20 protein-coding genes and 2 tRNA genes are annotated in these 21459 nt (G+C 46.3%); 9 read left to right on the top strand and 13 right to left on the bottom strand.

The window, feature by feature from the left end; genetic code table 11:
* Positions 1–599 precede the first annotated feature (599 nt).
* Entirely contained in the window at positions 600–1610 is a 1011-nt protein-coding gene (locus KVT36_RS20195; RefSeq protein WP_217605264.1) for a hypothetical protein, read from the top strand.
* Positions 1611–1956: 346 nt separating this feature from the next.
* Here KVT36_RS20195 and KVT36_RS20190 read toward each other — a convergent pair whose 3' ends face one another.
* On the bottom strand, positions 1957–2910 hold the full coding sequence (locus KVT36_RS20190) for an IS3 family transposase (protein WP_217605263.1): 954 nt from the start codon (positions 2908–2910) through the stop codon (positions 1957–1959).
* Positions 2910–3203: a hypothetical protein gene (locus KVT36_RS20185; RefSeq protein WP_217605262.1), complete on the bottom strand. Its 294-nt coding sequence runs from the start codon at positions 3201–3203 to the stop codon at positions 2910–2912. The genes KVT36_RS20190 and KVT36_RS20185 overlap by 1 nt, the downstream gene beginning before the upstream one ends.
* A 275-nt stretch (positions 3204–3478) precedes the next feature.
* On the opposite strand from KVT36_RS20185, the gene KVT36_RS20180 reads away from it, so the two are divergent.
* The 3 genes from KVT36_RS20180 to KVT36_RS20170 all read left to right on the top strand — a co-directional run bounded on the left by KVT36_RS20180 (position 3479) and on the right by KVT36_RS20170 (position 5662).
* Complete coding sequence (locus KVT36_RS20180) at positions 3479–4210, top strand: hypothetical protein (protein WP_217605261.1); 732 nt, start codon at positions 3479–3481, stop codon at positions 4208–4210.
* Positions 4211–4256: 46 nt separating this feature from the next.
* Positions 4257–5060: a hypothetical protein gene (locus KVT36_RS20175; RefSeq protein ID WP_217605260.1), complete on the top strand. Its 804-nt coding sequence runs from the start codon at positions 4257–4259 to the stop codon at positions 5058–5060.
* 161 nt (positions 5061–5221) lie between these two features.
* Positions 5222–5662 (top strand): DUF4844 domain-containing protein, encoded by a 441-nt coding sequence (locus tag KVT36_RS20170; RefSeq protein ID WP_217605259.1) that lies wholly within the window; start codon positions 5222–5224, stop codon positions 5660–5662.
* A 63-nt stretch (positions 5663–5725) separates the two neighbouring features.
* On the opposite strand, the gene KVT36_RS20165 is transcribed toward KVT36_RS20170, so the two are convergent.
* The 7 genes from KVT36_RS20165 to KVT36_RS20135 form a co-directional block, all read right to left on the bottom strand.
* On the bottom strand, positions 5726–5866 hold the full coding sequence (locus tag KVT36_RS20165) for a hypothetical protein (RefSeq protein ID WP_217605258.1): 141 nt from the start codon (positions 5864–5866) through the stop codon (positions 5726–5728).
* A gap of 72 nt (positions 5867–5938) precedes the next feature.
* On the bottom strand, positions 5939–6205 hold the full coding sequence (locus KVT36_RS20160) for a hypothetical protein (protein WP_217605257.1): 267 nt from the start codon (positions 6203–6205) through the stop codon (positions 5939–5941).
* A gap of 86 nt (positions 6206–6291) precedes the next feature.
* Positions 6292–6377: transfer RNA gene (locus KVT36_RS20155), tRNA-Leu, on the bottom strand.
* Between the two features lie 87 nt (positions 6378–6464).
* Positions 6465–6537 (bottom strand) — tRNA-Gly (locus KVT36_RS20150).
* Positions 6538–6686: 149 nt separating this feature from the next.
* A complete protein-coding gene (locus KVT36_RS20145) occupies positions 6687–7265 on the bottom strand; it encodes an outer membrane beta-barrel protein (RefSeq protein WP_217605256.1) in 579 nt (192 codons plus the stop codon).
* Positions 7266–7394: 129 nt separating this feature from the next.
* Positions 7395–7730 carry a hypothetical protein gene (locus KVT36_RS20140; protein ID WP_217605255.1) on the bottom strand — a complete coding sequence of 112 codons (336 nt, stop codon included), beginning with the start codon at positions 7728–7730 and terminating at the stop codon, positions 7395–7397.
* Positions 7731–8054: 324 nt separating this feature from the next.
* On the bottom strand, positions 8055–9008 hold the full coding sequence (locus KVT36_RS20135; RefSeq protein WP_217605254.1) for an AraC family transcriptional regulator: 954 nt from the start codon (positions 9006–9008) through the stop codon (positions 8055–8057).
* 128 nt (positions 9009–9136) lie between these two features.
* Between KVT36_RS20135 and KVT36_RS20130 the strand changes: the two genes are divergently transcribed.
* The 4 genes from KVT36_RS20130 (at position 9137) to KVT36_RS20115 (ending at position 15466) form a co-directional block, all read left to right on the top strand.
* Entirely contained in the window at positions 9137–10537 is a 1401-nt protein-coding gene (locus tag KVT36_RS20130; protein ID WP_217605253.1) for a sensor histidine kinase, read from the top strand.
* A 65-nt stretch (positions 10538–10602) separates the two neighbouring features.
* Positions 10603–12267 (top strand): FAD-dependent oxidoreductase, encoded by a 1665-nt coding sequence (locus KVT36_RS20125; protein WP_217605252.1) that lies wholly within the window; start codon positions 10603–10605, stop codon positions 12265–12267.
* Positions 12268–12420: 153 nt separating this feature from the next.
* Positions 12421–12693, top strand: coding sequence for a UBP-type zinc finger domain-containing protein (locus tag KVT36_RS20120; protein WP_217605251.1), 273 nt, complete (start codon positions 12421–12423; stop codon positions 12691–12693).
* 304 nt (positions 12694–12997) lie between these two features.
* A complete protein-coding gene (locus KVT36_RS20115) occupies positions 12998–15466 on the top strand; it encodes a glycosyl hydrolase family 8 (protein WP_217605250.1) in 2469 nt (822 codons plus the stop codon).
* A 125-nt stretch (positions 15467–15591) separates the two neighbouring features.
* Here KVT36_RS20115 and KVT36_RS20110 read toward each other — a convergent pair whose 3' ends face one another.
* From KVT36_RS20110 to KVT36_RS20095, 4 genes are all read right to left on the bottom strand, one after another.
* Positions 15592–15789 (bottom strand): hypothetical protein, encoded by a 198-nt coding sequence (locus KVT36_RS20110; protein ID WP_217605249.1) that lies wholly within the window; start codon positions 15787–15789, stop codon positions 15592–15594.
* A 59-nt stretch (positions 15790–15848) separates the two neighbouring features.
* Positions 15849–16046, bottom strand: a complete 198-nt coding sequence (locus KVT36_RS20105; protein WP_089915079.1) for a hypothetical protein — start codon at positions 16044–16046, stop codon at positions 15849–15851.
* Positions 16047–16102: 56 nt separating this feature from the next.
* Complete coding sequence (locus KVT36_RS20100) at positions 16103–19177, bottom strand: lantibiotic dehydratase (protein ID WP_217605248.1); 3075 nt, start codon at positions 19175–19177, stop codon at positions 16103–16105.
* Positions 19178–19325: 148 nt separating this feature from the next.
* Positions 19326–20192 carry an RHS repeat domain-containing protein gene (locus tag KVT36_RS20095; protein WP_217605247.1) on the bottom strand — a complete coding sequence of 289 codons (867 nt, stop codon included), beginning with the start codon at positions 20190–20192 and terminating at the stop codon, positions 19326–19328.
* Between the two features lie 143 nt (positions 20193–20335).
* On the opposite strand from KVT36_RS20095, the gene KVT36_RS20090 reads away from it, so the two are divergent.
* Entirely contained in the window at positions 20336–21454 is a 1119-nt protein-coding gene (locus tag KVT36_RS20090) for a DUF3667 domain-containing protein (protein ID WP_217605246.1), read from the top strand.
* Positions 21455–21459: the final 5 nt, after the last annotated feature.

Here is a 21459-nt window from a genome sequence, read left to right as displayed (position 1 = left end):
TGGCATCGCTTAGATTTGAATGTCTAATGTATGCCAACTGCCGTGATGCTAAAATATGTATTTGCTCGTGGGGATACATAAGGGAGAAGTCAATGGCTCAATCGATTTTACCAATCTTACAATATCCGAATTGGTACGATTGGAAAGGAAGCAGTTAAATAGTTTTAAACCTTTGACGACATTCTTTCATGAGAAACATGACTGGGACGGGTATGTATAATCTACCTGGCGCTGGTATCCAATTTTTAGACCGGGAAGAAGATTATCCCGTAGAATAGAACTAATAAATGCAAAAAAAAACTGAATCCGATGGGCTCTGCCATAAAAAAAATTGATTACTGGAGTAAGTCCTATTTCGAATATCTGACAATATAAAAAAATCGCACGGTTCTAAATTTTCCCTACTTGAAATACATGTAGATTGACCTACCAATGAAAAAGTGATGAGAAATAAGGTAAATGGCCTTGTAAAATTTAAAGATAACAATCATTTTGCCTGTTAGGATCCCCGGCTTTTCTGGTATCGCTTTATCGTTAAGATATCGAAAGTTTTTTCTATATTGCGCCACTTTTTTAAATCAATTCTAATTTCTATTACTATGAAAGTAAGATTGTTTTTGTTAGCCTCTATAGCAATAGTGGCATTTTCCTGTAAAAAGAGCACTGAGAATGCAGCTGCTGCTACACCCCCACCTGGGGATAATGTGGTGGAAGTACTACTTAAGTTAACCGGTGATATTACTACGAGCGAATCACCTCTTGGCCGAAAAGTGCCGGCAAATGCAAATAATGCCAGGACCCTGAGGGACAGCACCATCTATTGGGTGATCGTACGTAAGGACAATAAATCGATCTATGGCGGCTTATTCAACCAGGCGGATTCCATCAGGCTCAAGTTGCCTGTTACTGGTATGATCACTGTTCAGGCGGCAGCCTATAAGAAAGGGTCCGGTGAAGGGTTATTTTATTACTGGCAGAATGGTCAACAGAACTACGGGAGCTTTTTAGGCAATGGCAATGCAGCCGGCCAGCTTAATTCAGCAGTATTAACAAACAAAATGGATACGATCCGGTATGTATTCGGTTATACCATCCGTGTTGATACGGTGCGGAACATCCGTCTGTTTAAAACAGAAACAGATTCAACCTGGAATGATGTCATTGCTACTTTACATACCGAGGCGGATGCATATGTTGGCGAAACTACTTTTGCTGCAGCCGCCACACCGACGGTGGTAACACTGCCTATGAAAAGATATGCATTTGGCGTACAATACAGTGCCGCTAACTTTAATTCCGGCAGGCTCATTGCTGATTTCTCCGGGGCCATGCCTACAAGGTATCTTACGCCGGGTGATACCGTTAATCAGTATCTATATAGCGCACAGGAATTCTTTCAACGGGATTCATTGCTGAATGATGCTGTTACGGTGAAAATGAAATGGGAAAAGCCGGATGGCGACGTCGTTCCTCTCGGTGAGAAAAAGATCTTTTTCAAACGGAATGTTTTGACGAAGATCAGTGTAACAATTCCTCCCCCGGGAAGCGCCGCTTTAGGCCCGGTGATATCAGAAATGACCTGGTCTGGCAGTGAGACTGTAAATTTTTAGGAGTAAGGTTCCTTATTTGCCTGCAAAGAATGCCCGTTGATAAGCAATGGGCATTCTTTGTTTCATGTATACCTGAATTTCTGCACATGTGGGGAATATTCATGCTAAAGTAGCTGTTGGGGTATATTTCTAAAGAGATTCTGTTAAAATGTATGTTGCCGGCCGGGTAAAATTTACTACTACACTATGAGAAAAGAACTAATACAGCAGGAGTATCCTGAAATATATCATAATCCGCACGATTACGGGTTGCTCCGAACTGCCGACGATTCGTCAAGCTTTATGATCATATTTAAACGTAATAGAATGAGGTACTCCCAAAACTTAGGACAGGGATTGTTGCAATTTAAGGAACTATCTGGCTTTGGCAAAAAGTATGGTTGTACTTGATGCCGCCTGATCGTGTTACAACAGATGATACAGCCATACTTTTTGTCAAAGCAGCCCCCGGCAGGGGTTTGAGCCGATCAATCCCTTTATATATTTCTATCGGAGTTTTGTAGTCCAGTGACTGATGAATGCGTTGCTCGTTATAAAACAGAAAGAAGCGCCGCAAACCCTTCATCAGACTGATTACCATGTCGTAATTGAACAGATACAAATGCTCATATTTGAGTGTGCGCCATAACCGTTCAATGAAGATATTGTCGATGGCGCGCCCCTTCCCATCCATGCTGATCTTGATCTGCAATCCCTTTATCATCTTCGTATAAGCATCTGCGGTAAATTGACTTCCCTGATCACTATTGATAATCTCCGGTTTGCCATGCGCGGCAACTGCATCCTGTACAATAGCTGCACACCATTCTGCCGTCATCTGGTTCTTCACACCCCATCCCACCACGAACCTGGAGTAGAGATCGATCACAGCGCATAGATACATGAAACCGTCCTTCATGGGAACGTAGGTAATGTCAATACCCCATACCTGGTTAGGTCGAGTGATCTGTAAGCCGGTGAGCAAATAGGGGTATTTTAAGGCTATTGGGTCGGGTCTTGTCGTCCGTGGCTTGCAGTACACTGTTTTCCATCCTACGGCGCGCATAAGCCTCCTAATGCGCTTTGCGTTGACCGTGTAGCCCAGCTCCGCCAGGACCACCCGCAAACGCAGAACACCGTAAAAAGGAGTACGCATATACTGTTCATCCAACATACGCATGATCGCCAGGTTTTCGGCACTCTCCTGCGCCGGCTTGTAATACACAGCACTACGATGAATAGAAAATAGCTTGCACTGTCTGGAAATAGATAGCGCAGGATGATTGCAGTCAATCAGCTCCAGACGCTGCTTAGCGGGCATTAACGTAATTTTTTTTTAAGCAGCGTGTTCTCCATTGTCAGATCACCGATCACTTCTTTATAGCGCGCAATCTCTTCGGAATTATCAGGCAGCAGCTCATGCTTGCCTTTGATGAAAAGTTGCGCTGCGTTCTCTTTGAGAATGTTACGCCAGGAATTGACTTGGGTTTTGTGGACGGCGAAGTGTTTAGCTACAGCATCAGCTGTATGTAGCTCTGAAAGGGCCATGAGCGCGACATCGGCCTTGAATTTTGCGTCGTAGATTTTTTTGTTTGTAGTGGTTCTTTTTGCCATTTTAAACGGGTGTATGAATTACAGATTAGTAATACACCTGTCTAAATTTTGGGGAGTAGCATAGAACGATGCTTGTCCTAGAAGCGTATTATACCGACACTGTTAGAGCATTTTGTATTGCCTGCCAAAATAAATCTAAGAAAATAGATAAAACTGAATAACTATTGGGGGCAAGTAACTTAAAAACAAAGACTTGTAGATATGAGCCGAAAAATATTTGGCATTTTTGCATACAGAAGATTATAGCGTATATTTAAGAGTAAACGGTAATTTTTATGGGGGCTCCCTTTAGTGATATAACTTTATATACTCCGACACCATATACAGTTGGAACTCCTGAATACTGGGAAGAAACCTCATTAATAAATTTCGTTAGCGACTTGTATGTTCAAAATATGAATGGTTACAAGCCTCCAAAAACAAGCCGGATAACAATACAGCCAGCTTATCACGACATTTGGAACAGAACATGGAAAAATGGTTCTATTGTTGCAATCGCCCCTTTTTTCAGCCACGATGAATTCTCTTCTTTTGAGAAATCTGGTAAATACAAATATATCCTTGACGTTATCCAGACTGCTACAATTCAACTTAGCGAAGAATATCAATGGAACAGAGAGGTTTTTGAAATTGCTTACAAAAAAACTTTGGATAGTAATTTTAATTTCAGAATTGAATATCCAATCAAACAATCGAAAGACAGGAAGAAAAGAGGCGGTTTCGTTATTACAAAAACAGAGAGCATAACATCTGCTTATGTTGACATAAACATTAACGGTACCATCAGGACAAAAAAACTATTTGACAAAAAGAACTCATGGTGGTACGATTGCGTTTATTATTTAGCACGATACAACAAGTGGTTTGATAATGATAAATTTGGAATTGGTTTTGGAAAAGGGAAGATTGACATTTGGTATTCTATAGACAAAAATATTGTGGAGCTTTATGACGGTGGACGACAAGTGACAGAAATAGATTTTAGAAAGTATTTCTTGTTCAACTAAAAACTGCCGCTTACATGGGTTTTGCGTCATTTTATAACCTAGACCATTGAACCGAACGACAAAAATAATTTCCATAAATTCAATTGGACAAATTCCAACACTTAAGAGTATAAGTGAATTTCCGAGAGAACGAACCTTGAAACTTGTATTTGAGGAATCTGTTCAAAACCAAAGAGAAATAATTGGACAAGAACTAAGAAACGAATTAGTCGGTTTCCAGGTTGGGATACACTTAATTGAACCTGAAATAAACATTGCAAAACTTATAACCGACAAGGAAATTGAAGATAATCTGTATTTTTTTGAACAATGTGCAAAGGATTATAGACAATTAGGAGAAGAACTTATTTTTAAGCTCGTGAACAAACTTAGCATAGAACTAAATAAAGATTCTCCCATTGAGACTTTTAACGAACTAAAGAGAGATAAAAGACAAACGGGGAAAGTTGAGGATTGGAGATATTTCGTTCACGGATTTCATTGTGGTTTTGAAAACAATAATACAGGACAAGTCATAGAAGTTCCACTTGTTTTTGGGCTGGAATTTGGAGATTTAGACCCTTATTTCTTTACAAGGTATATAAAGTCAACACCAAAATATAATCCATTGCCGGTGGATATTTTTGAAGACTACGCAGATGGAGTTAGAATAAATGAAAAGATGATTTCACTTGGTAAATTTGAAAGAATAAGTTCAAATATTGGTAACCATTGCGGGGTTGTTGTTGCTGACAGACAAAAAGTAGAAATTAAATCTTATGAAGAATTAAACAGGTTATACAAAGAACAAAAGAAGCAAATTGAAAAACATAAATTTAATTTTTGGAAATTCATAGGGCTGAAGAAATAAAAAAACGAATGCACAACAGGTTGTTTGGCATAAGTAAGGCTGACGAACATAGGCTCAACTTCAATAATTCTATTAATTTGGGTACAGACTTAACTAAAGGAACACTATTGCCAAACCTGCCCAAACCTGCGGGATGTTATAGGATATTCAAGAAGACGACCATGAAACAAGTAGCAAACAGATTACTCGTACTGACTTTATTTCTTTTTGCAGCTTGTGGACAAGGACAAATAAAAACACAGGGAAATACAATGACAAAATTTGAAGAGTTTAAAAACAAAGAGAAATTTATACAAGATGATAAACTTTTTTATCCAGGAATTGGTATCCCAACCTTAAAACGCATATACACAGAGAAAATCAACCTGGCCGCTGACGACTTTAAAAAACTGGCTGATAATGTAACTACAACAGATAAAGAATATCAAAATGCCATCAAGAAGGGACTTGAACGATTCTCAGGCATTTACTTGCAACTTGATACAGAAGACAGAGAAAGAATTTGCCACTACTTTGAAGAACTTATGGACATAGTTGGGCTTGAAAGTTCGGGCGGACACTTAAATAACTTTATGTATGGGTTTGACCCAACACCAAAATAATAATAACCGAAAGAGGAATGCCTATACATGGGTTTTGCATCAGGCGGGTTGACGTGCAAACTTTTACTGATTTGCCGGAATGGCAATTGCTGGTAGAAAATCCCTACTCATAGTACCTTGAATAGAGCTAAAATAACCCGTACGAATATCTTGAGATGTAAAGCAAATAATGTAGTGATGTTCCTCTTTGGCTATCTGTTTCATAATAACTATTTAAACTCGTTGGTTTAAATCTAGGTAGAAAAATAAAGTGTTAAGTTAAAATCGCAATTCAAATTATGTCGATTTCTTTTTTCCTCCTATGCTTCGGAAATAAAACAAGATGCCTAAAAATAATAATCCGGCTAATAAACGTCCAATATTGCTTTCGCCAGCAATGTTATGATAGGTGTTAGAAACAGAAGGGAAAAATAGATCAATGATCAGTCCACAACCTCCGAGTAAAGTCCAAAATGTTCCTAAAATCAACCAGATTGCCCTGATCAGTTTATTTCGACTGAAGTTATATGGATCATCGTGATTGAATTTGATATTGATTTTCATAAACCAGGATTCTCAAAGAGAAAACGGGAATTCTCAAGCAAGCCTTGAAAATTCCCGTTTTAATTCAGCGCGCCAGCGCCTCTATGTACCCCAGATGGGAGTTGAACCCACACTCGCATTGCTGCGAACGGGATTTTAAGTCCCGCGTGTCTACCAATTCCACCACCAGGGTATCTTCGATTTAATTAAAGATAATCAAACCAAAAGAATTGTAAATAAAAATTCCAAACCGCTTGCGCAATTTGGAACCTTATCTCTGAGCGGAAGACCGGGCTCGAACCGGCCACCCCGACCTTGGCAAGGTCGTGCTCTACCAAATGAGCTACTTCCGCATAATTTTTTAAGAGCTATTTTTTTCTTGGGATTGCAAAGATAGCTATTCTTTAGAATTCACCAACTTTTTTTAAAAAAACACCCCCGGAGGCAAGCACCGGGGGCATTTATTTTTCCTTAACCTATTTTTAAAACCCCTATGAAATACTTATAAACCGAAGGCATAAGCCACACGCAGTCCTATTACATTATTAGAAGAACCGCCATCTGCAAACTTGCTGTAACCTTCAAACTTCACACCTGCATCCAGGTAGCTGCCATTACCTAAATGGAACAGGTAACCCACTTGCGGAGAATAGGCAAAAGCTGCAGATTTATCTGCCAGCACATCGCTCTTATTCGCTATGAAAACAGCGCCCGCCTGTGCCTGTACATAAAAATTACTTACCGGGTAATATTTCAAACCCGCTTTTACCGGAATTAGCTGCAGGTCTTTGGCAGAAAAACCGGCAATGTCTTTGGCCATAAAATCAGAATAACCGGCATTCAGTGTAACGTACAGGTCCCTTTTCAGAATAGCATAATCGCCCTGTACAGAACCGCCGATTGACCAATCATAAGCATCTTTAAAATCACCTAAGGGTAAATTAGCTTCAGGGCCTACGCTTAAAAGAAAAGCAGGCCTTTCAGCAGTCACTTTTTTGGAGGCATCCTGTGCTTTGGAAGAAAGGGTTAAACCTGTTAAAAGGAGCAGTCCCATAATGCCTGTCTTAATTGTCTTTTTCATCTTCTATTGGTTTTAATACTTACGAAACGTGTATTAGTTCATCGTTCGATAGGACAAAATTAGGCCGGCTTAGAAGATTGCACAATGCCAATAAGGAGGATAATAGAACCAATTTTCCGGAAAGGCAGCCTAACCACCTCCCAGGTACACCGCCATCAACCGCGCCTGTATCTCAGACGCTGCCATACCGCCCTTCAGCAATGTAATCCCTCTGCCGGTCATAGCCCGGTACTGGCTTACATCCCGCATTTCCCGTGGCATTAACCGGTATACGCCCGCAGCTATTTTAGAGGCCTGCGCCAGCCAGGCGGCATACTGCATGGTACGCTGAAAAGCGCGGCCTCTTTTCACCCGTTTACGGCTCAATGAGCTTTGTTTCCGTACATAATATTGACCATTCATTTTGTAGTAACAAAAATCTCCTACCCGCCCCGTAATGTAAAGAGGGCCTGCTTGTTTTCCCATAAAATAAAAGTTTAAAGGTGAACAGGGGCAAAACTATAGGCAGGAGAAATGCAACCCAAATGGAGTGAACGTTTTGATCACATTTGATCGTTTTTGAGCGAAATGAGCGAAAATGAACGAAATGAGCGAAAGTGAACAGCAGCTTACTCACCTGAAAACAGCACCAGTGATCCCGGAACAACGTTATTGCTCCCCAGCTCCTCCCGCCACCATCAGGTGTCTGCAACGCTGTCTCCCGTGTGCATCTCTGGTAAATGCCAGGGTAACCCCATGGGTAAAAGCGTTCTCCCTTCTGGTCCTCTTCAGGTGCAGTTCATGTCCCGGCTATGATTTATTGCTGATACGCCTATTCCCGGTATCCTTCTTCACCAGGAACTCTGAAGGGTTCACCCCCGCAAAATGTTTAAAGAACCGGCTGAAGTGCGAGCTGGTATCGAAGTTCAGCTGATCCGCAATTTCCTTGATACTGTGATCGGAGGTATGTAATAAATACTCCGCCTCCCGGAATATCCGCTGGTGAATGATCGTCAGGGCATTTTCACCGGTAGCATGTTTTACCTGCTCGCTCAGGTGTTTGGCAGATACATGCAGCAGGTCTGCATATTGCTGCACGGTACGGATAGTTAAAAAGTGCGTTTCCACCAGTTTCTTAAACGCTGCTACCAGCTGTAAAGGCCGGCCGGCTGGTTTGATAGGTTGCTGCAGGGCCCTTTCATGTGCGCGGTTAATTTCATATAATAGCTCTACTACCAGCAGCCGCACCATCTGCAAAAAATAGGCAGGCGCCTCCCGGTATTCCCGTTCAATTTTGATGAAAAGATCGCGGATAGAGGTGAACTCACGTTCATCCAGGTGGTAAATGGGAGGAAGCTCCGGCGGTAGCTCTAACAGCTGATCCAGGATCTGCTCTTTAATAAAAGTATGGGCTACAAAGTCATGCCGGAACAGGATCATGTATAACAGCAGATCGTCAGAGGCATTTTCAAAAGAGTGCAGGTCGCGGGGAGAAACGATGTGTATGGATTGCGGTGTTACCTCAAACGTATGGTGTCCGATGGTTTTAACGCCGTGCCCCCGCATGCACAGTACAAGGGCAAAATGATCGGTTTTCACCGGAGGGCCGTTATGCCGGCCGCCTTCATTGCTTAGTATCGCAAAATCGCCCGCCTGCAGGTCCGTGTATTTTTCAATCCCGAAACCTTGCTGGGCATTGTTGTCAGCCGCTAAATAATGTCTGACCGTAGTGGAAATATCCAATCTGATTGCATCCTTGCTCATGATTCCTTGCTGCTTTGTATACTTATCTGATCCTTCCTAAAACATGGCAAATTTAAGTAACTTTAAGTTTGTAAGCACGGATGATCTCCCTGCGGCATGCCTTCCCACTTCTAAACCAATAATTTAAGATGAACCAGGTTACTGTAGAATGGCTCCGGACCATAGAGGCCATTAAGGATGTTCCGGCAGAACAGCTGCAATGGATGATAGATAATAGCAAGCATCAAATTATACCCCCGGGCGGATTCCTGTTTGAGCCGGATACTGCCATCTGGGGTACCCACTTTTTAGTAACCGGCCGCATTCGCGTATACCGCCTGCAGAATAATGAAGTGCGGGAATTAGCGGTATGGCCTGCCCGGTCCATAGCCGGTTACCTGCCTTTTTCAAGAGGAAAGGTAGCTGCCGCCTTCGGCGAAGCCCTGGAAGATACGCAGATCATGAGCCTCCCCATCGAGAAATCGCCGGAGCTGATCCGCACCCATTTTGAGCTTACGCAGGCCCTGGTGCATATGATGACGGATCGCGTGCGGGAGTACACCTCCTTCCAGCAGCAGAACGAAAAAATGATGGCCCTGGGCAAGCTCTCCGCCGGCCTGGCGCATGAGCTTAATAACCCCGCTGCCGCAATTGTACGGGGCGCAGAATCATTGAAAAAACACCTGCAGCTGGAACCCACCACCTTCCGGGAGATCATGGCTATCAAGGCAACGCCGGAGCAGGTAGATATGGTGAGCAAACTATTATTTTCCATCCTGCATGGAACAGAAAAACCAGTGCTTACCCTTATGCAGCGTTCAGATAAAGAAGATGAGCTGCTGGACTGGCTGGATGACCACAATGTAGCCAACAGCCAGGAAGTGGCAGAGAACATGGTGGAGTTTGGTTTTACGCTTGATAACCTGGAGGAGTTTAAGCAGCATGTTCAGGAAAAGGACCTTTCGCCCGTGTTTAACTGGATCAACAGTAACCTGGTGAAAGAAAGAATGGTGCTGGATATCGAAGAAGCCTCCAAACGTATTGCCACCCTGGTAGGTTCCGTAAAGGTGTTCACCCACATGGACCAGGGGCATGATAAGGAGCTGACAGACATCCATAGCGGCATCCGCAATACCCTGGTTATATTGCAGCACCGCCTGCGTAAGGGTAATGTGGAGCTGGTGGAGAATTTTGATAATACGCTTCCGCAGATCAAAGCCCTTATTGGCGAAATGAACCAGGTATGGACCAACCTCATTGACAATGCCCTGGATGCCATGGAGCCCAATAAAAAGGGGGTGCTGGAAATACAAACCTCGAAGGACCGCCACTGCGTATATGTGTCCATCATTGACAATGGCCCCGGTATCCCGGAAGAGATCAGAAGCCGCGTTTTTGATCCCTTCTTCACCACCAAAGGCATTGGCAAGGGCACCGGTATGGGGCTGGATATTGTTATGCAGATCGTCCGCCAGCATAACGGTAATGTAAAGGCAATCTCAGAACCCGGAAGAACGGAGTTTAAGGTGTCGCTGCCCATACAAGGGTGATCATTCTTTTAAATTGTATATTTAACGCCGCGGAAATTATGTCAACTCATACCGTCTAAAAAGCCATGGAACAACCTTTAATTTTCTGTATAGATGATGATGAACAGGTATTGCGTGCTATTGTGCGCGACCTCAAAAGTCAATACCGTAAGAATTATAAAATTATCAGCACCACCACAGTGAACGAAGCGCTTGACAGCCTGCTGGAGCTAAAGAACAAGGGCGAAACTATTGCCATGTTCATCTCAGACCAGCGCATGCCTGTTATGGAAGGGGTAGATTTCCTGGAAAAGGCCATGCAGTTCTACCCGGAAGCCCGCCGGGTGCTGCTCACCGCTTATTCTGATACAGATGCCGCCATTAAAGCCATTAACTCCGTACAGCTGGATTATTACCTGGTAAAACCCTGGGGCCCGCCGGAAGAAAAGCTGTACCCGGTAATAGATGAGCTGCTGGACGACTGGCAGCACATATACCACCCGGTTTTCAAGGGTATTAAAGTAGTGGGTTACCAGTTCTCCCAGCAATCACATGCCGTAAAGGATTTCCTGGCAGGCAACCTCATACCTTACCAGTGGCTGGATGTACAAACCACAGGCGATGCTAACCGCCTGCTGGAGCTGAACAACTTAAGCCTGAAAGAGCTGCCCGTAGTATTCTTTGAAGACGGTAGCTACCTGGTAACGCCTACCATTATGGAAATTGCCGGTAAGGTAGGCCTGAACCCGCACGTAAAACATGATGTATATGATGTGGTGATCATTGGCGCAGGCCCCGCAGGGCTGGCAGCCGGTGTATACGGCGCATCAGAAGGACTAAAGACCCTGCTGATAGAACGCCGCGCACCGGGCGGACAGGCAGGCACCAGCTCCCGCATTGAGAACTACCTGGGTTTTCCTACCGGTTTAAGCGGGGCAGAGCTTACCCGCCGTGCCATTGCGCAGGCCACACGTTTGGGTACGGAGTTTATTACACCGCAATCCGTAAAAGATATTCAGCAAAAGGATGGTTATAATAAGATCGTCCTGGAAGATGATAGCGTGATCAACACCCGCAGTGTGATCATTACCACCGGGGTAGATTACCGCAAGCTGGAAACCCAGGGCGTAGATCAGTTCACCGGTGCGGGCATTTACTACGGCGCCGCCATGACAGAGGCCACGGCCTGCAAGGATAAGGAGGTATACATTGTAGGTGGCGGCAACTCCGCCGGGCAGGCTGCCATGTACCTTTCCAAGTTTGCGAAGAACGTGTACATCCTGATCCGTAAGGATGATCTGAGCAGCACCATGTCCGCCTACCTGATAGAGCAGATCAGGGGCGCCAGCAATATTAAGATCCGTCCGCGTACAGAAATTGCAGAAGCCATTGGCGCCGACAAGCTGGAAAAGCTGGTAATAAAGAATGTGGAAACCGGCGAAACCTGTACGGAAGCCGCCGATGCACTGTACATTTTCATAGGCGCCAGGCCCTTCACCGACTGGATAGCCCTCAACATCATCAAGGATGAAAAGGGTTTTATTGAAACCGGCCGTGAGCTGAAAAAGTATGATGCTTTCGGCAAGATCTGGAAGCAGCAGCGCGATCCTTACCTGCTGGAAACCAGCTGCCCTGGCATTTTTGCCGCCGGCGACGTTCGCGCCAGCGCCATGAACCGTGTAGCCGCCGCCGTAGGAGAGGGCTCCATGGCCATTAGTTTTGTACATAAGTATCTGGCAGAGGTGAAGTAAGAATTAATAATTAAGAATTAATAATCAAGATAGGATGCAGGAGTTATGAAGTATGAAGTATGAAATAACAAATAGCAGCCAATTTCATGCTTTATACTTCGTTCGTCTTACATCTTACATCACACATCAAATATCATTCATCAATTAACGCCCATGTCACAGCCCGAACTCTGTAAGCACCTGCAAAGCATAGAAGAAATAAAAACCGCAGAAAAGTATGAATGCGCTGAATGCGTAAAACATGGCGGCCGCTGGTTACACCTGCGCACCTGCCAAACCTGCGGTATCACGCTCTGCTGCGATGATTCACCCAGCCAGCACATGAGCCATCACCAGCACGAAACCGGCCACCCCGTCATTTCCTCCGCAGAACCGGGCGAAAGATGGCTTTGGTGTTATAAAGATGATGCCTTTGCAGAATATTAGAGCATTAAGGAGTAGCAAGCGATAATAGAAAGTTGTAGAACAATCAAACACCATCAACAAAAAGGTCTTCATCGTTTGCCTCCCGTAGGTCCGGGTGACGGACCTACGGGAAAGAACGCCCCTAATAACCAGACATCATCAACAAATTGCCGCCATCCCGGATGCTACCACAAACACGCCCCTCATACATTCATCCGGTAAATGATTTCACAATTTTATCTCCTACCTTTACCCTGTAACCACGTCAAAGCAGTAACGAAAACCTATAAAAGAAAAACCTGAATCACCCTTAAAATCAATGTCTATGAGAAAACCCTATGCCATACTGGCAACCGGCATGTTATGCATTGCAGGCCTGATCGTACAAGCACAAAAAAAGCCATTTCCACAAGCTGTAAGCTATCCTGGCTGTATCAAACCAAACAACGTTACACAGGCCGACATGAACACCAGTGTAGCAAGCTTTTATGATTACTGGAAATCAAAGTACCTGAAGAACAACCTGGCTTCATTGCCCGGCGGCTATTACATTAAAGGAGAGATCAGCGGTGACGCTGACGGCTACACGCCGTTAGGCTCCTCTGAAGGACAAGGTTACGGCATGGTTATTACCGTGCTGATGGCCGGTCATGATGCCAATGCCCGCACTATTTACGACGGGCTGTTTAAAACTGCGCGTGCATACCGCAGCTCTATCAACAGCAATATTATGGGCTGGGTAGTAGCAGATAATGCCAGCGCACAAGGGCATTTTGATTCCGCAACAGATGGCGATATTGATATAGCCTACTCCCTTATCCTGGCGCACTACCAGTGGGGATCAGATGGCGCTATCAATTACCTGAACGAAGCTAAGAAAATGATCACCAATGGTATTAAAGCCGCCAATGTTACTACCACCAACCGCCTGAACCTGGGCGACTGGGACAGCAAAAGTGCGCTGAATACCCGTCCTTCCGACTGGATGTTAAGCCATATGCGCGCCTTTTACCAGGAAACAAATGATGCAGCCTGGTTGAATCTGATCAATAATTTGTACAGCGTGTACAACCAGTTCAGCGCTGCGTATTCACCCTCCACCGGTTTAATCTCCGACTTCGTGGTAAAGAATCCGCCGGAGCCTGCTCCCAAGAACTTTATTGATGAAGGCCCGCAAACTAATGAATATAATTACAACGCCTGTCGTGTACCCTTGCGCGTAGTAATGGACTATGCATTATACGGCTCAACAAGCGCGCAAACCATTTCCAATAAAATAGCTGCCTGGATCATTCAGAAAAGCGGCGGCAACCCCGCCAGCATCCGCGATGGCTACCAGCTGAATGGCGCCACCAGCGGTACTGATCCTGAAGCAGTATTTGTAGCGCCTTTTGTAGCAGCCGCAGTGGCCAACAGCGCTAACCAGGCTTTTGTGAACAGTGGCTGGAACTTCCTGAAAACTAAAAAGTCCGGTTATTACAGTGATTCTTACAGCCTGTTATGCCAGCTGTTTATTTCCGGTAACTGGTGGAAGCCGGAAGCAGGTACTACACCGCCGCCGGCATGTGTTCCCGCCAGCGCCAGCAGCGATGATGGAAATGTGGCCGCCAACGTGCTGGATAATGACCTCAATACCCGCTGGTCTGCCAGTGGGGATGGGCAATGGATCCAGCTCTGTTTAGATAATCCCGTTTCAGTAACCGGGGTGGATATTGCTTTTTACCAGGGCAATACCCGCCGTGCGCTGTTTGATGTGCAAACCAGCACAGATGGCCTTACATTTACCAATGCCGCTACCGGTCTGCAAAGCAGCGGTACTTCCCTGGCATTGGAAACTTTTACGTTTGCTGCAAAAACCGCTAAGTATGTACGCATCTTAGGCCATGGCAATAATGTAAGCGCCTGGAACAGTTATACGGAAGTAAAGGTGAGAACAGGCACGCAGAGCAGCCAGCAGGTAACATTAGGCGCCGCAAAAGATGCCTATGTACGTAATGGTGTTTATGCTGATAGCGCTTACGGTGCGCTGGATGCAGTGAACCTGATCTCCAAGGTCAACTCTAATCCCAACGTAGGTAACGACCGTCAGACTTACCTGGGATTTGATCTCAGCAGCGTAAGCGGCACTATCACATCCGCCGTACTGAAAGTTTACGGCCGCCAGGATGATAACCGCGTAACCAATGTTCCCGTAGGGGCGTACCCGGTAGCCAGCACTACCTGGACAGAAGCCGGTATTACCTGGAACAACAAACCCGCGCCTGGCGCCACCGCACTGGCCACTGCCACAGTAACGGATGCTACAGGCCGTTACTACAGCTGGGATATTACTGCTTATGTACAAAGTGAAAAAGCAGCCGGCCGTCCGGCTATTTCCCTGGCCCTGCTGAATGGTTTAGTTGCAGACCCGCGTACCCTGTGGAACTCCAAAGAAACCGGCACTAATGCGCCCCGGCTGGTGATCACCACTACCAGCACCGCCAAAACAGCCGCCAGGCAGGCATTTGTAGCGCCGCCCGCAGATACACATGGCGATAAGCTGCAGCAGGTAAGCGTGTTCCCGAACCCCTTAAGCAGCAATGCTACCATAGCATTTACGCTGCAGCAGGCAGGCCCTGTACACCTGGCAGTATATAATACCAATGGCGAGGTAGTAAAGGTGCTGGCCAATGAGCAATTGCCCGCTGGCCGCCATACCCGCACATTTGCACCCGGTAATATACCCGGTGGTTTGTACGTGCTGAAGCTGGTGCACAATGGTAAGGTAAGCACTGTCAAATTGGTGAAACAGTAAGGAAATGTGCTGATGTGCTAATGTGCTGGTATGTATGCTTTCCCCCACATAAACCAGCACATTAGCACATCAAAAAAGGCAGGCCCAAACAGGCCTGCCTTTTTATTTACTGCTCGATACAAATATTAATGCGAAGTGCTGATAACCGTAGTAGTCGGCGACACATGAGAGGCTTGCGCCTGGCGGTCCTTACGGCCTGTTACAACATTTTCAGTCACATTGGCAATGGTGCGTTTGTGCATAGCCAGTTTTTCATGGCTCTGTTTATCCCAGTTGGCTAATACATCCAGGGAAAACTTCGTTTGCTGAGACTTTACACTCATGGTTTAGATTTTTTCAGGTGAATACTAAATGTTTTTACTTAACTGCTCGTTACAAATGCTTAGTGAGAGGTGCTGATAACAGTGGTAGTAGGCTGGTGCAGGATAGAATCCGTTTGTTTGCCTTTACGTCCTGTTACAGCAGTTTCGCTTACATTAGCAATGGTTCTTTTGTGCATAGCCAGTTTTTCGTGGCTTTGTTTATCCCAGTTGGCTAACACGTCCAGGGAAAACTTGGTTTGCTGAGACTTTACACTCATGGTTTAGATTTTTTTTAGGTGAACAATAAATGCCTACTCTTTTAAAGGTGTTTCGGCTACCCCTTTTGTATATTGGCCAAATAATACTTCCGTGCTTCATACCGGTCCAGGATATCATACAGCGCCATTTCATATAACCGCGGTTTGCTGGTCATGATCCGGTTTATCATCATGTGCACATAGCTGCCAGTTAAATGGAACCAGTTAACGGTAAGCCGCCCTTGCTGCCGCAGCTGAATAAGCTGTTGCGCGAGGGGAGCTGTCTGCTGGCTGCGTGCTTCCAGCAGCTGTAGCACCGGGTAAAAACGGTTCTGCGGGGTAATATCTTCCATAATTTCATGGATGTAGCCGGCATGCTGCTCATACTGCTGGTTCAGCTGCTGCCGCATGGGTTTATCCACCTGCATTTCCTGTGCAAAGGCTGTTTTCTGCTGCAGTATGAAAGCTTTTTTCTCCGCAGTATCCAGCTGAAGATCATTCAGCCAGGTATCCATGCCTTTCAGTGCCCATAACCATTTTATTTTTTCCTGCTCATCGCCGCTTAGCATGGCTAACAGTTCCAGGATGGCCTGGCTGTCATAAAAAAACAGCTTTTCAGACAGCGCCATGGCAGCAGCGCCGCCGTATCTTTCCAGCTCCCGTTTATAAGTATCCAGGCGTGTTTTCCAGATCATATGCGAAACCTGCAAAGGCGCCAGGGCCTGGCTTAGCAGGGCAATGGCTTCCCCGGCCTGCCGGTTATCTGTTAAGTGAAAGCGTATACGCAGGTGAAAATCCGGGTCCAGGTAGCGGATAAAGAACCACTGGTCTATAATACCGGCTGCTGTTAATGTTTCCACCACAGGCCGTACCTGTTCTGTAAGTATATTATCCGCCAGTGAAGGCCCGCAATACAGCTTATAGTACAGCCATTCCGATCCCACGGGGAAGCTGCGTTGTATGCCCGGTGTAATAATAGTTTCTACCGGCTCACGCACAGGGTTATACGTAGCCGTGGTTTTGATCATGGGGGCCACGCATTGCTGTATATAGTCGCCGGTACCGGGTAAAAATTCTTTCAGGGTAAAGGCCGTCCGTTGTTTTACTGTGCGTAGCCAGGCCTGCACTGTGTATAAATTATCCAGGTCTATCAGCAGCTCATGATCGCCGTCTGCCAGCACCAACAGCTGCGGTAGCTGCCACTGTTCCCGGAAGCGCTGCACGGCCGCCGGCAGGGCCTCCATAGTGTTTTGCTGCAACGCACTGATGTCGGCCTGTTCCAGCTGCCATTGCGCCACGCTTAATACAATATTTTTATACCGTACCCGTGGCAGAAAAGTAAAGCGGAAAGGTTGGGTTTTCCACTCAAACAGGTAAGCAGTGCGCAAACCTTGTTTTTGCAGGTCGCATAAAAAGTGATACACGGGTAATGCATGCAGCGCATAGTTATGCATGTTGCTTAACCGTGGTATAATTTGTTTATCCAGCTTTTTGGAAAATAGCTGCAGCTGCTGATCTGCCACGCGCAGGTACAGGTCCTGTATAGGTATTTGCTGCTCCGCAGGCAGGGACGATTGAGCCAAATAGGGAATTTCATATTCCCTGAAAGCCGGGTGCAGGATCACGTTGCCCGTGCGGTTGTCCGGCAGGTGAATGATCTCCGCAAAGATCACCCCTTCATTCAGCCGTTGTTCTTCCTGCGTAATATGCAGGGTCAGGTCATGCAGCTGCTCATCGCCATAGGCAAACCGGCCCAGCATACCTGCTGCGCTGGGGCCAAAAAAACCTTCCAGCTGCAGGTATCCGCTATCCGCATCCAGCAGCCGGAACACGGCAGAAAGGGAAGGAGGGAAAGCCTCCGTATGATCTGCGCTGCGCGGAATAACAGCATCGTCCAGCACCAGCTCCTGCTGCCCGGTATGCAGGCAGCGTGTTAGCTGTGCCAGCAGCCATTCGTCCGTAGCCATTAGGGTACGTGCAGGCGTGTCCGTTTGTGCCGGCATGGGCAGCCCGTCTACCAGCGGTGCAAACGATGCAGCCGTACCGGCAGGGTAACCTATGCCGGATTCCGCATCCAGCGCTTGTACCAGCGGAATAGCTTCATCCGCATACCGTGCATAGAATTTTTCTATAAAGGTTTGCAGGGCAGGTATCTTACCCCCTTTATGTTGATGCAGGGTATGTAAAATTTCCAGCGCGCCCAGTAGATCTGTTTGTAAGCTGGCAGGCACACCGCTGCCGGCAGCGGGGGGGCGGAATGCATCTACCTGCAGCAGCTTACCCGCTTCAAAAGGCGTCTGCAGCTGTGTGATCAGTTGTATAATATGTTCGTAAGCAGCAATGGGGTTGGTATCCTGCGTATCCAGCGCCAGCAGCGCAGCCTGCACCTCCTCCAATACGGGTGCGGCAGGTGCCTGTAACCGCTGCAGCACGCTTAGCAGCTGTGTTAAAAAAGCAGGGCCGGTAATGGCTGGTTCCAGCTCGCTTACCAGTACCTGTGCAGCTACCAGGGAGTTAATATAATCCAGCGCATCAGGCCCGGGAACCGTTAATAAAGCGCACAGCTCAAACAGCGTTGCCCCTTTTTCTGCAGCAGCCAGCACCGTTTGCAAAGCAGGCTGGTGCTCCACTGCGCTAATGCGGTAAAACCGTTTGTTTTGCACATACCCGTATTCCATGTACCGCAGCTCATTCCCCATTACATAGCGGCTGTTGTTCGGAAAAAACAATAGCCGTTCCCGTATGGAGGGTAGCTGCAGCAGCTGTTGGGCTAATGCGCCCAGGTAATACATATCCAGCCGTGTGTGCCTTTGCAGGGGCATGGCTTTAAAGTTAGCAGGGGAGGGTGTTTGCGCCCAGGGTAAAGTAGTGCAGGAGGAAAATAATCCAAAAGGCGTGCAGCGGCTGTAGGAGCGGGTATAATATTTAACCAGCGCATCCGTAACCTTGGCCTGTTCTTTTGCCGTATGCAGCTGCCCTTCGCGTAAGCGTACCGCTTCATCATACAACACCGGCGAGGCAATGTACACTGATTCCAGGAAGGCGGCATCTGTAAGCAATTGCTGTACTGTAGCTGCTTCAAAGTGTAGTTGAAAAGGCAAACGCGGAACCCTTATGACCAGGTTGTCACAAAAAGTGAACGGAGTTTCCATACAGCAAATAACAGGGCTTTAAAATTGGGTCACTACATTGACATAAGCATATCTCTAAATATACATTGATTACCGTTAACAAGGAACGGTGTTATGTCATAAAAATATCATAAAGCCCTGTTACCCGCTATGGCGCTAGATAAGATGTTTATTTGAGGAACTCGTAATTATATTTCACAATGCCCAGCAGCGCTTTCTCTTTACCATAACACTCTTCCCGCAGCGGCAATCCTTTTTCATCATACTTATATTTCCAAACGGTGTAATCAGCCGTTTCCGCATTCACGGTGGTCATTTGTGAAAGGCGTTGCTGCGCATCATACTCAAACATATAATCCGGCAGCATGCGTTTTTTGGCGGTATGGTACCGCAGCACATCTGTTAAACGGCCCTGTGCATCATAGTTATAATAAATGCGGGGGCTGCGCATGCTCTTACCATATTCCTGCTCCTCCGTTACATGGCCCTGTTCGTCCGTTTTAAACAGCACGGTGGTAGAGTCATTGCCACCCAGGCTCTTTTTATGGATCATGCTGGCCAGGTAGCCCCTTTCATCATACAGGTAAGTACGGGTTTCTGTAACACGGAACTTGTTGCTGCCTGCCTCTGAAAGGGAGCTGGTATGGATCTCCGTAAGCCGCCCGGCCGTATCATACCTGTACTGGATGGTAGTAATGCTGCTCTCCGTACTGTCCGTGGTTTTCATCAGCGTGCCTTTGGCAGAGAAGGTAGAGGTCATAATACTCAGCCCCGTACCCCGCGACTGTGTAATGGCCCGCATTTGCCGGAAGTTGGGCGAAAGAATACGCTGGCACCTGAAGTCATTGTCGGTTTCCATACTGGCATCCAGGCTTTGTACCCCCTGTACCCTTACATTGTTTTCCTTCAGCTGCGCCATATTACTGCTGGTCTGGCGCGTATTGTAAATATCCTGGTAATAGTATTGGGCCATGCTACGGGCAGTGAACAGCAGCAGGCAACCCGCTAATAAACAGTACTTTTTAGTGTGCATCATAGTTTGAACGCGTAAATGCTAATAGGTGACAAAAATACTAACGTTGAAATCATTTGAAAATTTTTTAGATATATAAGATTTTCTGTCCTTTGGGAATTTGCGGCAAAGATTTGCTATTTTGAGGCGCCTAACCTAGCAATTACTTGAAAACACAACCGTTACGGGAGGATAAGCACTGCCTGAATTGCGGAACGGAAGTTCCGGAAAGGTATTGTACGCACTGCGGCCAGGAAAATGCCGTTCCCCATGAATCTTTTGGTCACCTGGTAAAACATTTTGTAGGCGATGTGCTGCACTATGATTCCCAGTTCCTGAAAACCATCAGCCACCTGTTATTCCGGCCCGGGCGTTTAACCAAAGAATATATGGCCGGCCGCCGGGTAGCCTTTGTAAACCCCATAAAGCTCTACATCTTTATATCCTTTGTGTTTTTCCTTACCTGGGCCATGCTTTCCCATGATTCCCATGAAAAAAGGGAAAAACATTCCGCCCAAAAGGAAGCCGCTGCCAAAGATCAGCTCCCGTCCATTACCGGCATCCTGGGCGCTGTAAAGGACTCCCTCAAAAATAATAAAGATCTTGCCCGGGCGGTGGATTCCCTGGCGCACCGCTACCGGTACGATTCCGCCAACAGGCATGATGCCGCAGCGCCGGTAGCAGCCGGCAGCCATGATACCGCCACTGCCAAAGATAGCAGTGAAGATCAGCTGGAACCAGGACTGGCAGAGAATGAGCTGGACCCCCGCAAAAAGTATGCGGATGTGGAAGCCTATGATTCCGCGCAGGCCGCCCTGCCCAAAGACCAAAGGGACGGCTGGTTTAAGCGGGTTGCCATCCGCAAGCTGATCAACATGGATTTTAGCGACAATTTCCAGGAAGGCCTCTCAGAAGCCCTCAAACACCATTTCCCTAAAATGATGTTTGTGCTGCTGCCCTTATTTGCCCTGTGGCTAAAGCTGATCTACAACTGGAAGCGCTGGTATTATACGGATCATGCCATTTTTGCCCTGCATGTACACTGTTTTGCCTATACGGTATTGCTGCTGGCTTACATCCTGGAAAAAATAACCGGCTGGGAGAATTTCATTGGCTGGAGCACCCTGCTTATATTCACATACCTGGTGCTGGCCTTGCGGAATACCTACCAGCAAAGCTTCCGGCGGTCGTTTGCCAAGTCCCTGCTGCTGGTATTCGGGTATAGCATCAGCTTTGCTTTTGTAGGCGCATTCTTTGTGCTGATCATATTTGCGGTAATTCTGTAATTTTA

This window comes from Chitinophaga sp. GbtcB8, from assembly GCF_019091455.1.
Lineage (GTDB): Bacteria > Bacteroidota > Bacteroidia > Chitinophagales > Chitinophagaceae > Chitinophaga.
The sequence above is the reverse complement of the archived record's forward strand: the minus strand, read 5'-3'. Positions and strand labels throughout refer to the sequence as shown.

Excerpts from the sequence above, each read along its gene's own strand:
- KVT36_RS20195 (WP_217605264.1), top strand. The coding sequence starts at position 600 with ATGAAAGTAAGATTGTTTTTGTTAGCCTCTATAGCAATAGTGGCATTT.
- KVT36_RS20190 (WP_217605263.1), bottom strand. The coding sequence starts at position 2,910 with ATGCCCGCTAAGCAGCGTCTGGAGCTGATTGACTGCAATCATCCTGCG.
- KVT36_RS20185 (WP_217605262.1), bottom strand. The coding sequence starts at position 3,203 with ATGGCAAAAAGAACCACTACAAACAAAAAAATCTACGACGCAAAATTC.
- KVT36_RS20180 (WP_217605261.1), top strand. The coding sequence starts at position 3,479 with ATGGGGGCTCCCTTTAGTGATATAACTTTATATACTCCGACACCATAT.
- KVT36_RS20170 (WP_217605259.1), top strand. The coding sequence starts at position 5,222 with ATGAAACAAGTAGCAAACAGATTACTCGTACTGACTTTATTTCTTTTT.
- KVT36_RS20165 (WP_217605258.1), bottom strand. The coding sequence starts at position 5,866 with ATGAAACAGATAGCCAAAGAGGAACATCACTACATTATTTGCTTTACA.
- KVT36_RS20160 (WP_217605257.1), bottom strand. The coding sequence starts at position 6,205 with ATGAAAATCAATATCAAATTCAATCACGATGATCCATATAACTTCAGT.
- KVT36_RS20145 (WP_217605256.1), bottom strand. The coding sequence starts at position 7,265 with ATGAAAAAGACAATTAAGACAGGCATTATGGGACTGCTCCTTTTAACA.
- KVT36_RS20140 (WP_217605255.1), bottom strand. The coding sequence starts at position 7,730 with ATGGGAAAACAAGCAGGCCCTCTTTACATTACGGGGCGGGTAGGAGAT.
- KVT36_RS20135 (WP_217605254.1), bottom strand. The coding sequence starts at position 9,008 with ATGAGCAAGGATGCAATCAGATTGGATATTTCCACTACGGTCAGACAT.
- KVT36_RS20130 (WP_217605253.1), top strand. The coding sequence starts at position 9,137 with ATGAACCAGGTTACTGTAGAATGGCTCCGGACCATAGAGGCCATTAAG.
- KVT36_RS20125 (WP_217605252.1), top strand. The coding sequence starts at position 10,603 with ATGGAACAACCTTTAATTTTCTGTATAGATGATGATGAACAGGTATTG.
- KVT36_RS20120 (WP_217605251.1), top strand. The coding sequence starts at position 12,421 with ATGTCACAGCCCGAACTCTGTAAGCACCTGCAAAGCATAGAAGAAATA.
- KVT36_RS20115 (WP_217605250.1), top strand. The coding sequence starts at position 12,998 with ATGAGAAAACCCTATGCCATACTGGCAACCGGCATGTTATGCATTGCA.
- KVT36_RS20110 (WP_217605249.1), bottom strand. The coding sequence starts at position 15,789 with ATGAGTGTAAAGTCTCAGCAAACGAAGTTTTCCCTGGATGTATTAGCC.
- KVT36_RS20105 (WP_089915079.1), bottom strand. The coding sequence starts at position 16,046 with ATGAGTGTAAAGTCTCAGCAAACCAAGTTTTCCCTGGACGTGTTAGCC.
- KVT36_RS20100 (WP_217605248.1), bottom strand. The coding sequence starts at position 19,177 with ATGGAAACTCCGTTCACTTTTTGTGACAACCTGGTCATAAGGGTTCCG.
- KVT36_RS20095 (WP_217605247.1), bottom strand. The coding sequence starts at position 20,192 with ATGATGCACACTAAAAAGTACTGTTTATTAGCGGGTTGCCTGCTGCTG.